At 55.5% G+C, this 13,089-nt stretch carries 14 protein-coding genes; 7 read left to right on the top strand and 7 right to left on the bottom strand.

Annotated features, from left to right (window positions below; all coding sequences use genetic code 11):
- Positions 1-48 precede the first annotated feature (48 nt).
- From C1N69_RS10525 to C1N69_RS10510, 4 genes are all read left to right on the top strand, one after another.
- Positions 49-1,158, top strand: coding sequence for an efflux RND transporter periplasmic adaptor subunit (locus C1N69_RS10525; RefSeq protein WP_155031127.1), 1,110 nt, complete (start codon positions 49-51; stop codon positions 1,156-1,158).
- On the top strand, positions 1,155-4,244 hold the full coding sequence (locus C1N69_RS10520; protein WP_155031126.1) for an efflux RND transporter permease subunit: 3,090 nt from the start codon (positions 1,155-1,157) through the stop codon (positions 4,242-4,244). Before C1N69_RS10525 ends, C1N69_RS10520 begins: the two co-directional genes overlap by 4 nt.
- A gap of 34 nt (positions 4,245-4,278) precedes the next feature.
- Entirely contained in the window at positions 4,279-4,872 is a 594-nt protein-coding gene (locus C1N69_RS10515; RefSeq protein ID WP_045284311.1) for a TetR/AcrR family transcriptional regulator, read from the top strand.
- A gap of 73 nt (positions 4,873-4,945) precedes the next feature.
- Positions 4,946-5,545, top strand: a complete 600-nt coding sequence (locus tag C1N69_RS10510) for an NAD(P)H-dependent oxidoreductase (RefSeq protein WP_155031125.1) — start codon at positions 4,946-4,948, stop codon at positions 5,543-5,545.
- 63 nt (positions 5,546-5,608) lie between these two features.
- On the opposite strand, the gene C1N69_RS10505 is transcribed toward C1N69_RS10510, so the two are convergent.
- Both C1N69_RS10505 and C1N69_RS10500 read right to left on the bottom strand, forming a co-directional pair.
- The gene (locus tag C1N69_RS10505; RefSeq protein ID WP_059385336.1) at positions 5,609-6,085 is read right to left on the bottom strand and encodes a WbuC family cupin fold metalloprotein; all 477 of its coding nucleotides are present in this window, start codon (positions 6,083-6,085) and stop codon (positions 5,609-5,611) included.
- 138 nt (positions 6,086-6,223) lie between these two features.
- Positions 6,224-7,009 carry a phosphotransferase family protein gene (locus C1N69_RS10500; protein ID WP_155031124.1) on the bottom strand — a complete coding sequence of 262 codons (786 nt, stop codon included), beginning with the start codon at positions 7,007-7,009 and terminating at the stop codon, positions 6,224-6,226.
- A gap of 184 nt (positions 7,010-7,193) precedes the next feature.
- Here C1N69_RS10500 and C1N69_RS10495 point away from each other — a divergent pair, with 184 nt between their 5' ends.
- Entirely contained in the window at positions 7,194-7,664 is a 471-nt protein-coding gene (locus C1N69_RS10495) for a hypothetical protein (RefSeq protein ID WP_059385334.1), read from the top strand.
- A 97-nt stretch (positions 7,665-7,761) separates the two neighbouring features.
- Here the strand turns inward: C1N69_RS10495 and C1N69_RS10490 are convergent, their stop codons facing one another.
- Complete coding sequence (locus C1N69_RS10490; RefSeq protein WP_045284305.1) at positions 7,762-8,673, bottom strand: LysR substrate-binding domain-containing protein; 912 nt, start codon at positions 8,671-8,673, stop codon at positions 7,762-7,764.
- Between the two features lie 267 nt (positions 8,674-8,940).
- Between C1N69_RS10490 and C1N69_RS10485 the strand changes: the two genes are divergently transcribed.
- Positions 8,941-9,855, top strand: a complete 915-nt coding sequence (locus tag C1N69_RS10485) for an omptin family outer membrane protease (RefSeq protein WP_229293856.1) — start codon at positions 8,941-8,943, stop codon at positions 9,853-9,855.
- A 119-nt stretch (positions 9,856-9,974) separates the two neighbouring features.
- The gene (locus tag C1N69_RS10480; protein ID WP_128339575.1) at positions 9,975-10,442 is read left to right on the top strand and encodes a GNAT family N-acetyltransferase; all 468 of its coding nucleotides are present in this window, start codon (positions 9,975-9,977) and stop codon (positions 10,440-10,442) included.
- A gap of 39 nt (positions 10,443-10,481) precedes the next feature.
- Here the strand turns inward: C1N69_RS10480 and C1N69_RS10475 are convergent, their stop codons facing one another.
- The 4 genes from C1N69_RS10475 to paaX all read right to left on the bottom strand — a co-directional run bounded on the left by C1N69_RS10475 (position 10,482) and on the right by paaX (position 13,016).
- Positions 10,482-10,856, bottom strand: coding sequence for a cell envelope integrity TolA C-terminal domain-containing protein (locus C1N69_RS10475; RefSeq protein ID WP_155031123.1), 375 nt, complete (start codon positions 10,854-10,856; stop codon positions 10,482-10,484).
- Positions 10,857-10,972: 116 nt separating this feature from the next.
- Positions 10,973-11,455, bottom strand: a complete 483-nt coding sequence (locus tag C1N69_RS10470) for a glutathione peroxidase (protein ID WP_155031122.1) — start codon at positions 11,453-11,455, stop codon at positions 10,973-10,975.
- 19 nt (positions 11,456-11,474) lie between these two features.
- Positions 11,475-12,071, bottom strand: coding sequence for a phenylacetic acid degradation protein PaaY (gene paaY / locus C1N69_RS10465; RefSeq protein ID WP_047958499.1), 597 nt, complete (start codon positions 12,069-12,071; stop codon positions 11,475-11,477).
- 9 nt (positions 12,072-12,080) lie between these two features.
- Positions 12,081-13,016, bottom strand: coding sequence for a phenylacetic acid degradation operon negative regulatory protein PaaX (paaX, locus tag C1N69_RS10460; RefSeq protein WP_025757961.1), 936 nt, complete (start codon positions 13,014-13,016; stop codon positions 12,081-12,083).
- Positions 13,017-13,089: the final 73 nt, after the last annotated feature.

Below are 13,089 nucleotides of genomic sequence, written 5' to 3'. Positions count from 1 at the left end.
CTAGTCAGAGAATGCGGATACCGTTCTGTTACGTCAAAAAGGTTTCCCATGCTCAGGCTCACTTCAGCCCGCGTTGCCGTTTGTCTCCTGCCGTTCGCCCTGGTGGCATGCGGCGATACGTCTTCGAGTGACGATCCGCGCACTCAGCCGCCGCTTGTCAGATCCGCCTCTGTCGCACTTGCCAGCGACACAGCCCGCGCCTTCACGGGCGTGGTGGTCGCCAGAACACAAAGCGATTTGGGTTTCAGGGTGCAGGGAAAAATCCTCGAACGTCTGGTGGATACCGGGCAGACCGTCAAACAGGGTCAGCCGTTGCTGCGCCTTGACCCGGTGGATCTGAAATTACAGGCCCAGGCACAGCAGCGCGCGGTGGACGCCGCCCAGGCGCGCGCCCGGAAAGCGTCCAGCGATGAGGCGCGCTATCGCGGTCTTGTGGCTTCTGGCGCCGTGTCCGCCGCGGAGTATGACCAGATCAAAGCCGCTGCGGATACGGCCAGAGCTGAGCTCAGCGCTGCCCGGGCGCAGGCCAGCGTGGCGCAAAACGCCACGGGCTATGCCGTACTGCTGGCGGATTCAGACGGCGTGGTGATGGAGACCCTCGCCGAACCGGGTCAGGTGGTCAGCGCCGGTCAGGTGGTGATCCGGCTTGCCAGAGCGGGACAGCGCGAAGCGCTTGTACAGTTCCCGGAGACCCTGCGTCCTGCCGTCGGCAGCGCCGCGCAGGCCACGCTGTACGGCAATGAAAAACACCCGGTCAGCGCAACACTGCGCCTGCTGTCTGATTCCGCAGACGCCACCACCCGCACCTATGAAGCACGCTATGTCCTGGAAGGCACCCTGGCAAACGCGCCGCTGGGAGCAACCGTCACGCTCCAGCTCGCCGAGCGCCAGGCGCAGGGCCAGGTGATGCAGGTTCCGCTGGCCTCCCTCTACGATGCAGGTAACGGCCCCGGCGTCTGGCGCATTTCCGATCGGTCAGCAAAAGTCACCTGGACGCCCGTTACGGTGCAGAGCGTGGGGGACGATGCCGCGCAGGTCACGGGAGGCGTGAATCCCGGGGAGAAGATTGTTGCGCTGGGTGCGCATCTTCTGCATGAAGGTGAGACCGTCAGGCTGGCCGAACAACGTCATGCCGGCCTCGCGGAGACCACGCCATGAGCGAAAACCGCTTCAACCTGTCAGCGCTCGCCGTTCGCGAGCGTTCAGTCACGCTGTTTCTGATCGTTCTCGTAACAATTGCCGGTATTTACGCCTTTTTTGGCCTTGGACGCGCAGAAGATCCCCCCTTCACGGTGAAGCAGATGACGGTGATTACCGTCTGGCCGGGGGCGACCGCGCAGGAAATCCAGGATCAGGTTGCCGAACCGCTGGAAAAGCGCCTGCAGGAACTCAAATGGTATGACCGCACGGAAACCTATACCCTGCCCGGCATGGCCTTTATCACGTTGTCATTGCAGGACAAAACGCCGCCCGCTGAGGTGCAGGACGAGTTCTACCAGGCGCGGAAGAAGCTGGGAGACGAAACCCGGCGTCTCCCGTCCGGCGTCATCGGGCCGATGATCAATGACGAATTCTCGGATGTCACCTTTGCCCTCTTTGCCCTGAAAGCGAAAGGCGAACCGCAGCGGCAGCTGGTACGTGATGCCGAAGGCCTGCGCCAGCAGCTCCTGCACGTCCCGGGCGTGAAGAAGGTGAACATTATCGGTGAACAGGCTGAGCGGATTTACATCTCCTTCTCGCATGACCGTCTGGCGACGATGGGGCTCTCAACCCAGGATATCTTCACTGCGCTCAACAGCCAGAACGCCCTGGCCGCTGCTGGCTCCATTGAGACCCGGGGCGCGCAGATTTTTATTCGCCTCGACGGTGCTTTCGACGAATTGCAAAAGATCCGCGATACCCCCTTTGTGGCTCAGGGCAAAACCCTCAAGCTGTCCGATGTGGCCACGGTTGAACGGGGCTACGAAGATCCCCCGACGATGCTGATCCGTAATCAGCATGAGCCCGCCCTTCTGCTGGGCATTGTGATGCGTGAAGGCTGGAACGGTCTGACGCTGGGTAAAGCGCTGGATACAGAAGCGGCGAAAATTAATGAGGGCCTGCCGCTCGGCATGACCCTGACCAAAGTCACCGATCAGTCCGTGAATATCCGCTCGTCGGTCGACGAGTTTATGATCAAATTCTTCGTCGCCCTGCTGGTGGTGATGGTGGTCTGTTTTGTCAGTATGGGCTGGCGCGTGGGCGTGGTGGTGGCAGCGGCGGTCCCGCTCACGCTGGCGGTGGTCTTCGTGGTAATGGAGGCCGCAGGAATAAACTTTGACCGCGTCACGCTGGGCTCCCTGATCCTCGCGCTTGGCCTGCTGGTTGATGACGCCATTATCGCCATCGAAATGATGGTGGTGAAGATGGAAGAAGGTTACGACAGAATCAAAGCTTCCGCCTACGCCTGGAGCCACACCGCCGCGCCCATGCTGGCGGGTACGCTGGTGACGGCCATTGGCTTTATGCCGAACGGCTTTGCCCAGTCGACCGCCGGGGAATACACCAGCAACATGTTCTGGATTGTCGGCCTCGCCCTGATTGCGTCCTGGTTTGTCGCCGTGGTGTTCACGCCGTATCTGGGCGTGAAGATCCTGCCAAACATCCCGGTCGTGGAAGGTGGCCATGCCGCCATCTATAACACGCCTCGCTATAACCGTTTTCGCCAGCTGCTTGGCCGCGTTATCGCCAGAAAATGGCGGGTGGCCGGCTCGGTCGTCGCCATTTTTATCCTCGCCGTGCTCGGTATGGGGCTGGTAAAAAAACAATTTTTCCCAACCTCCGATCGCCCGGAAGTGCTGGTTGAAGTCCAGATGCCCTACGGTACCTCGATTGCGCAGACCAGCGCCGCCACCGCAAAAATTGAAGCCTGGCTGAGCAAACAGCCAGAAGCCAAAATCGTTACCGCCTATATTGGACAGGGTTCACCCCGTTTTTATCTGGCGATGGCCCCCGAGCTGCCCGATCCGTCTTTTGCCAAAGTCGTGATCCTCACAGACAGCGAGACCTCACGCGAGGCGCTCAAGTTCAGGCTTCGGCAGGCGGTCGCCAGCGGCCTTGCGCCGGAAGCCCGCGTGCGGGTAACGCAGCTGGTGTTTGGCCCGTACTCGCCCTTCCCGGTGGCCTGGCGCGTTTCAGGGCCGGATGTCGCAACCGTGCGTAGCATCGCTGATAAGGTGAAAGCCGTGCTGGAGGCAAGCCCGATGATGCGAACCGTCAACAGTGACTGGGGCTCGCGCGTGCCTGTATTACATTTCACCCTCGACCAGAACCGCCTGCAGGCGACGGGGTTAACGTCCAGTGACGTCGCCCGCCAGCTCCAGTTTCTGTTGTCCGGTGTGCCTGTTACCGCCGTACGGGAAGATATCCGTTCGGTAGAGGTGATGGGCCGCGCCGCGGGAGATATCCGCCTTGATCCGGCAAAAATCGAGGGTTTCACCCTGGTCGGCAATGCGGGACAGCGTGTTCCGCTGTCCCAAATCGGCAAGATTGAGATCGGCATGGAAGATCCTATCCTGCGCCGTCGCGATCGCACACCGACCATTACCGTGCGGGGCGATATCGCCGACACGCTTCAGCCACCGGATGTGTCGGTTGCCATCATGAAGCAGCTCCAGCCGATTGTTGATGCGCTGCCAGCCGGGTACCGCATCGACATGGCGGGGTCGATCGAGGAGTCGGGTAAAGCCACACAGGCCATGCTCCCGCTGTTCCCGATCATGATTGCCCTGACGCTGCTGATCATCATTTTGCAGGTGCGTTCGCTCTCGGCGATGGTAATGGTGTTTCTTACCGCGCCGCTGGGATTGATTGGCGTAGTCCCCACCCTGCTGGTGTTTAATCAGCCGTTTGGCATCAACGCCCTGGTGGGCCTGATCGCCCTGTCAGGTATTCTTATGCGCAATACCCTGATTCTGATCGGGCAAATCGACCATAACCAAAAGGCAGGCCTCGATCCGTTCCAGGCGGTGGTTGAGGCGACGGTCCAGCGAGCGCGCCCGGTATTACTGACCGCGATGGCTGCCGTGCTGGCGTTCATTCCCCTGACGCATTCGGTGTTCTGGGGAACGCTGGCCTGGACGCTGATCGGCGGAACGTTGGGGGGAACCATCATTACGCTCGTCTTCCTCCCGGCGATGTATGCAATCTGGTTCCGGATCCGCCCTGCGGAACAAGGCGTGCAGCCCCCTGCTGAAAACGTGTAAACTACCCTCAGTAATTAACTGACCCGAGGAAAACATGGTTGTTAAGCGCTTAAGAAAAGAGGACCGCCGCGTGCAGCTGCTGGAGGTGGCGCGTGGAATTGTCCGCCAGCAAGGTACGGAGGCACTGACGCTGGGTTACCTGGCGGAACGGGCCAACGTGACAAAGCCGATCCCCTACGACCACTTTGGCGATCGCGAAGGGCTGTTGATGGCGCTGTACCAGGATTACAGCGATCGGCAGTTGAAAAAATTCCGTGAAACGCTGGCGGTAGACAGCAAAACGCTGGAAAAGACGATCCGCTTTTTCAGCGCTGCCTATATCGATTGCGCCATAACCGCGGGGCCCGAAACCGGCCCCATCGCCGCAGCGCTGTCCGGTTCCCACGCGCTGCAGACGTTCCGGGAAGCGTGCGTGGCAGAGTGTGCTGACTGCCTGCGCACCGCACTTTCTCCTTTTGTCGTGCTCAAAGGTGTCCAGGGGGAAGCGGTGCTGACGGCCATTTTGGGTGCTGCGGACGCGCTCAGCGCCGCCGCAGGGAGCGGTGCGCTCGCCCGAAATGTTGCGGAAGATATGCTCAGCGGCGCCATGTCCGGCGTGCTGGAGACCTACGCGAAAAGCACAAAATGATCGTAGCAGGCAGATTGACACGTAAGTTACCAATAGTAATATAGGCAGCAATTCACTCCCTGCTGAGGTTGCTATGTCTGCTAAAGATGTCATCAAAAATGCGCTGATCGTGACGGCTCACCCTGTCGAAAACTCGTTGTCTCATTCACTGGCCGATCGCATTGCCGGACAGCTTCGCGAACAAGGCACGCAGGTTGAAAGGGCTGACCTGCATGCCGAAGGTTTTAATCCGGCTATGTCTCGCGCCGATCTGGATTTTTATCATGGCAAACCCGGCGCCCTCCCCGACGATATTCTGCGCGAGCAGCAGCGCGTCGAGCGAGCGGATATGCTGGTGTTTGTCTTTCCGGTGTACTGGTGGTCAGTTCCCGCGCTGTTGAAAGGCTGGTTCGATCGCGTATTAACCCTGAACTGGGCGTATAAGGTAGCCGACGACGGCAGGATTGTGGGCAACTTAAGGGATGTTCCCGTCCGCCTGATTGCCACTGGCGGCAGCGATCTCACCGGATTTGATAAACACGGCTATTCGACGGCGATTCAGACGCAGATCATCGAAGGCGTATTTGGCTTCTGCGGGTTGAAGAACGTCACGCTCGATATTCTCTACCAGGCCGATACGGCAACACCTGCTCAGGTTGAGGATTTTCTGCAAGGGCTCAATATTGCTGATTAATATCAGCCTGTGATTGAAATTTCCCGGCGCATCTTATCGCGCGCCGGGCACAGATGAGACCCCTTACAGGGTAAAACCCCCATCACCCACTTGCGCCTGCGCGTACCATTGCATCAGCTTTTCGGTGCCGGGTGCGTTTTCAGCAGGTGCCCATGGGGCAAAATCAGGCCCGGCAACAGGCTGATATCCGCCGTGTTTAACCTCAAAAACAACGCCACCTTTATCCAGTGACAGCACGGCATGCCAGGTGCCCGCCTCCATCTCCAGCACCTTGCACGCGTCACCCAACACCACGCGTTGAGTCACGTTACCGTTGTCATCAAAATTCAGCACCAGAAAGCGGCCACTTAGCGCTGTCAGCAATTCAAAGGTATGCGGGTGGCGATGCGGGCGAACATAGGTGCCAGGCTCCATGGCAATGGCCAGGCGCTGAACCGGGTCGCTCAGTTCAGGGTGTAAATTACGATGCGCACGTAAGCGAGGGGAATTGGCGGCCTGCTCGCTCTGTTGCTGCAGATCGCTGAAAGTAATTTGTTTCATATACACCTTTGTGAATGGGGTCAGCTGACGGCACCCCGAGTGCCGCAAGGCGTTATACCATTCTGAACAGACTGTGGGCTACGGCATTTGTGAAACAAAACGCTGCCTGAGTTATCGGCCTGGAGGCTGAAAATGGCCTCAAAGAAGGGTGACGGACTCATCCAGCCAGCCGGGAAGATGATCCCTGTACCAGTTAAGGTAGATATTCAGATCAGGCTTTTTCCTTTCGTGCAGTAATAACACGACTTCAGTGACAATCCATGCTTTGGCGATAGTGATTTCTCTGGCTAACCTGTCTGCAAGGCAATGAGCAGTAAATAAACAGTAGCGTTCGGCAAGCTGCAAAATGCTTTGTCTTGTACCCATCCCTTTCACCAGCGGAGCAAGGTCGATAGCCGGACTGCCCGTGCCGAACCTTTCCCAGTCAAAAAGAATTACATCGCCGTTTTCTCTTCTGCCCCAGTTACCCGCATTCGAATCACCAGAAATCAAACCTTCCTGACTAAACAAAACGCTGCCCGCCTGGTGAAAATAGCGCAACTGCCGCTCAATGCGGACGGGTAATTTCAGAAGAGACAGCGATCTTTCAAGCGATGACTCGGGCCAGCTATGGGGGTGATAAATCCATGCGGGGTCGGCAGGATAATCGTGAAGGCGTGAAAGTCGTCTCAATATTTCGTCAGCAGTAACCTCATCCTGGGAGATCTTATGCGGAACGTACTCGAGCCTCAGGACGTGTTGATGAGGATCTGAGTGCAACAGTCGAGGTGATTCAACAGCCCTCTTGAGTGGCTCCGCCGCACGCTCATAAAAGCAGTATTCAACATCACTAACAGGGCTTTTTTCAATTATCTGATTGCCATGTTGATCCGTCAAAAGGCGTACCTTTGCAGCGCCCATTTTGGATAAGTTGTCGGTAGACATACCGTCCTCATTCGATACGTTCGGTTTCTGGTCGTAAGTATAGCGTGATGGGGTAAATAAGATGTTGAGTAAAACTCACACTGACGCTCACTATTTATCGTTTTTCAAACGTAATCACGTTAAATACCATCAGGTCATCATCCCTTTAAAATTATAAATATCACTCTGCCTGTATGGAGCACCTATGACACTCGATGTTTTACTCCCGGTCATGAAAATTATCGCGCCGCATAAAAATAATATCGCTGAAAGCTTACATGACTTAATTAAAATACTGTCAGCAGAAAAAGAACATTCCGAAGCGCTGTCACCCTTTATTCATCGACTGCATCTGCTCTCTTTCGCCCAGAGCGCGCCGGGTAACGCCGAGGAGCTGCTCGCGGCGCATCTGCCAAAAGAAAATGGGCTCCTTCCGCTGCTTGACTTCGCGGACTGGCCCCGGGTGCGTTACGCCACATCAGGTGAAGTACAGACGCCTGAGTCTGAGGCTTATTTCCAGAAAATAACAACGGCTGCCAATCTGTTACGTTCAGCATTGATTGATGCTGAGCGCGAAAAAGGTACGCCTGCGCTTTATATTATCGATAAATTGCTTAATCTGAACAGCGCGCTGCCGGAAAGATATAAACAAATGGCAAATATTCCCTACGCCTGATGTTATGCCTGTGGCCGCCTTTTTTGCCGGGTGACGCTGCGCTTACCCGGACTCTGTTGTAGGCCCGTGCAAGCGTAGCGCCGCCGGGCGAAGGTGACTATTCAACGTTCAGACAGACAATATCCAGAGCAGGAACCACCGGCGTATGGAGGTTAAGCCAGTCCCGCAGGCGTTCGATACTGTGTGTTCTGAGGGAATTTTTCGGCCAGACAAGATAATAGCCGTCGCCTGTGTCGATGGCTTCCCTGAAAGGTAATGCAAGCAGTCCGCTTTTCAGGGCTTCCAGCGTGAGCCGAAGATCGGCCATCGCAATACCATGCCCGTGCATGGCGGCAAGACTTCCCTGCTCCAGGGTGTCGAACACGATCCCGCCACTCATGTCGAGCCCCGGATATAACCCGGTCCTTTTCAGCCAGCGTTTCCAGTCCCGTCTGTCCGGAGAGGGATGGATAAGATCGCACTGTGAAAGCTGGTGCCGGGCAGACTCCAGCAAAGACGGCGTACACACCGGAATGAGCCATTCGCTGAAAAGCAACCGACTCTCCGTTGACTCGCCAAAGTAGCCATTGCCGAGGAGGATTGCGCAATCATACGGCTCGCGGCTGAAGTCCACGGTGTCAAAGTCCATCCAGACGCTGGCGATTTCAACTTTAGGTTTTGCATGGTTCTCGCGAAAGGATTTGAGGACATTCAGAAGCCAACGCATCGTCAGGGTGCTGGGCGCTTTAAGGCGCAACAGATGATTTTCACTTCGGAATGCGCGACAGGCCCACTCGATATTCGAGAAACTTTCGCTAAGCTGTCCTGCCAGGATACGCCCGGCGTCGCTGACCTCGACTCTCGGCCCCTGCCGTTTAAAGAGCTCACAGTCAAACCACGTTTCAAGCGTCCGGACATGCCTGCTGACCGCGCCCGGTGTGATATTGAGCACTTCAGCGGCTTTGCTGAAGGAGTTCAGCCGCGCGGCTACTTCAAAAGCGCGCAGGGCATACAGCGGAGGTAAGGACATAATTTCCCTTTAAGTGACGAATATTCATCGCGTTATTTTTTCAGCTAATAACCGTTGGGCGGTTACTCACGAGATTAATGTGTCCGATCTTTTCGCCGGGTACAACACCTGTATTCACAAGATTATATTTCGCTTAAGTTCAGACACGAAAAAAAAATACCAAAACTGGCAGTTGATTCTTATTTGTATGACTTTTAAGATTTGTCTGCAACTCATTGATTAATTTGATTTAGGGAAATAAAAATGACAAATAAAGTCGTTGCGGGAATGATGATGGCCGCGTTTTCAGGGGCAGTATATGCAGGACCAGCACAAGTCACTCCGGATTTTTCACCAGAGAGTTTAACGGTTTCAGCCTCTGCCGGGATGCTGAGCGGAAAATCTCACGAGATGGTTTATGACGAAGTGACAGGAAGAAAAATTAGCCAACTGGACTGGAAAATTAAAAATGTCGCCATTCTGAAAGGCGATATTTCCTGGGATGCTTACTCCTTTTTGACACTGAACGCTCGCGGCTGGACATCCCTCGCATCAGGCTCTGGTCATATGGATGACTATGACTGGATGAATGCAAAACAATCCTCCTGGACAGACCATTCGAGCCATCCAGCGACGAACGTTAACTATGCCAATGAATACGATCTCAACGTAAAAGGTTGGATCTTCCAGGGCGATAATTATAAAGCGGGCGTTACCGCAGGTTATCAGGAAACCCGCTTCAGCTGGACGGCGACTGGCGGTACTTACAATTACGATAACGGCACCTATAAAGGGAACTTCCCGGCAGGCGAACGCGGCATTGGTTATAGCCAGCGTTTCTCCATGCCATATATTGGTCTTGCAGGACAGTACCGATTTAATGACTTTGAGTTTAATGCCCTGTTTAAATTCAGTGACTGGGTCCGTGCGCATGATAACGATGAGCACTACATGCGCGATCTGACCTTCCGTGAGAAAACTAGCGATTCCCGCTATTATGGCGCATCCGTCGATGCCGGGTATTATGTCACTCCGCATGCCAAAGTATTTGCTGAATTTACCTATAGCAGCTACGAAGAAGGTAAAGGCGGTACGCAGATTATTGATACCAATACCGGGCAGTCCGGCTCTATTGGTGGGGACGCTGCGGGTATTTCTAACCACAACTATACGATTACAGCGGGTCTGCAATATCGCTTCTAATCCAGGCGAAACGCAGTCGATTGTTAATACAGTTCAGGCCCCTGATGGGGCCTTTTCGTTACGCTGTGTTAATTAGATGATAATGTAGATTCACTCTCTCATAACCGGGCAAAGTAACAATGACTGTTTCAGCGAAATATGAATGGCGCAAGAATAACTACCTGGTCAGTACGGACAGAGCGAAACTGGATGTGCAGGCAATCCATCAGTATCTGACCCGGTCATCCTGGGCAAAAGGCATTCACCTGGACATCGTCGCGGCGTCCGTTGAAAACAGCCTTAACTTTGGTCTTTATCATCATGAACGGCAGATTGGTTTCGCACGACTGGTCACGGATTATGCGACCTTCGCCTATCTTTGCGATGTCTATGTCCTGGAAGAGTATCAGGGTGAAGGGCTGGGCAGATGGATAATAGAGTGCATCCACGATCACCCCGTTTTTCCGCAATTTCGGAGGATCATGCTATTTACCACAACTGCGCCCTGGCTTTATGAAAAATTGGGCTACGAGCCCGTAAACAGGGAAAACTATGCCTGGACAATTACGCGACCTGATATTTATACCAATGCTAAAAAGCCGGGCTGATCAACACTGTTACCGCAGCGCATAAAGACTAACCGGGAGCTAACCTCGCATGTCAAAGCCGGATTTTTGAAAATCTCTGTAGACTTCCGGATTATTGAAGGCCGGGAATGTGGCTTTTTGGGCTGCTGATTTTAGCGCTTCGCACCAGGCTTTATTGCCGTCGCTGGTTGAGATATTTAAAGCCGTGCCATCCTGAGAAAATTCAATATGCAACCGGCATTTTTTCCCTTTCCACTTTTGCGGCTCGTCAATTTTGTCTTCTATTGCCGCCTTGATCGCCCGTGCCTGCGCCCCCCATTCATCCTGATCGTCCCAGCGTCCGGAACCACAAGACCCCGTTGCCGTGGTCTTATGGCACCCGGAAGGATGGAACGGCGCGCATCCCGCAGCCAGGCTCGCCACAATGGCCAGCATCACGATTTTCTTTACTGTGTCAGACACGCCCACGTCTTGCTCCCTAAATCCATTTAAACCTCAACAGTGTTGGCCTATTCTTTCGTAACTGGTGGTCGCTACTCAACTACTAATAATTAGCCTGTCAGTGCGGCACGGATAGCCGATTCCATTTTCTCGGGCGTGGTCATCGGTGCAAAACGTTTGAGCGGTTTACCGTTGCGTCCAATCAGGAATTTCGTAAAGTTCCACTTGATCCGCCCACCCAGCACGCCGGGCAATTCCTCTTTCAGATAACGAAACAGCGGGTGCGCGGCGGCGCCATTGACCTCTATTTTCTCGAATATCGGAAAACTGACACCGTAGTTTATGTGGCAGGTTCTTGAGATGTCGTCGGCGCCGCCGGGCTCCTGTTTACCGAACTGATTACAGGGAAAACCAAGCACCATAAATCCCTGAGACGCGTATTTCTTGTATAACGCTTCAAGAGCAGCGTACTGCGGCGTGAAGCCGCACAGGCTAGCCGTATTCACGACCAGCACCACCTTACCCTCGTAGTCGGCCATAGCGACCGGTTGGCCATCCAGGCGGGTGGCTGTAAATTGATAAAAATGCGTCATACGCGAAGCGGACCTCCCCTTACACCGACGACTTCGGCCGTAAATTCTCATCAAACGTCAGCCGTTTCCGCTCTGGCTCAACCTCACGCAGCGGCTCTACCTGATGCATCGTCAGCTTGCAGCGTTCCACCAGCACCTGATACTCCCGCGTGCCCTGCTGCTTCCAGGCCAGCTCCTGCTCGCTCAGCTCGCGGATCGCTTTTGCCGGGCTACCGATGATCAAATGGTTGGCGGGCATCTCCGCTTTCGCCTTCACGAACGCCGCGGCGCCGACGATGCTGTTCTCACCAATGACGGCGCCGTCCATCACCACCGCGTTCATGCCCACCAGCGCATTGCGGCGGACCACACAGCCGTGAAGGATCGCACTGTGGCCAATATGCCCGTCCTCTTCCACCACCGTGTCCTGCTCCGGGAAACCGTGCATGACGCAGTTATCCTGAATGTTCGCCCCGTCTTTCACCACGATACGGCCGAAATCACCGCGCAGGCTGGCATTAGGGCCGACATAAACACCTTTGCCCAGAATCACGTCGCCAATCAGCACCGCCGTTGGGTGTACATAGCTCTCGTCCGGCACCACCGGCGTCAGACCGTCAATTTGATAAACTGGCATCCTCACTCCTTATGCGCTTGTCAAACCGCCAAAGCGTTGATAGTAGAGCGTGCCGGGCACAGGCAGTTCGCCGACGGAGGTTTCGCCCTTCTCGCTGACAAACGCCAGCGCCCCCGGTGCCACACGCTGATAAATATTGATGCAGAGCTGTCGGGCGCTTTGCCCGGCCCAGTGCGCAGGCAGTAACTCCTCCGGCAGCAGCGGGTCTTTCAGCACCACACGACGATAAAAGTGGATCAGTAACAGCTGGATCTGGAAGCAGCGTTCCGGCGTCAGCTCTTCCGGCGCGGCCTCTTTCAGCAGCGGCAGCAGCGGGCGGAACGAGCTGATAAACGTCTCGTACATCGCGTTTTGCTCGGTCAACTGCCAGCACTCTTCGACCCGGGAACGCAGCGCGGCGCGGGAGAGCGCCAGCGGCGAGTGGGCTTCGAAGAAGATCACGTTTTCTGCCACGCCGGCATCGTGTAGCAGGGACTGCACATCCGCCAGATGCTGCGACGGCGAGGCCATCAGGCTCGGCGCCAGCGTGCCAAACCCCTGCCAGATAAGCTGTTTTTTAACGTCGGCGAGGGTGTTTTTATCCAGCCCCTCGGAGAGCAGCAGTAACCATTTACCATCCCAGGCGGGCAGTTCCGCGCGGTAGATCTTATTCTCCGCGCGACGCGTCAGGCGCAGCCCTTTATCACTCAGGCGGTAAAAGCTACGCCTCCCGATGCGCGAGACGTCGAGCCAGCCCTCTTTGTTGAGGCGGAACAGCGCGGTACGCACGAAGCGTTCACCAAACCCCATACCTTCCAGCAGGGCGGCCAGACTACCGAGCCAAATCTCACCGCCGCGATGAGAAAGCGCGTCACCGTATAACGAGGAAATAAGGGATGTCCCGCTGACTGGAACAGAGCTGACCGCGTGCTGGATAAAGGCGTCGAGTTTATTCATGTGATTCATTCTGTTGTTATTTTTGTCCTGGATGAATCATAGCATACCAATCTGGCATCGACCCTCACCCTAACCCTCTCCC

This window comes from Enterobacter sichuanensis (assembly GCF_009036245.1).
In the GTDB taxonomy this organism is placed as follows: Bacteria; Pseudomonadota; Gammaproteobacteria; order Enterobacterales; family Enterobacteriaceae; genus Enterobacter; species Enterobacter sichuanensis.
Note: the sequence above shows the minus strand (reverse complement) of the source record. Positions and strands in the feature narration are given on the sequence as shown.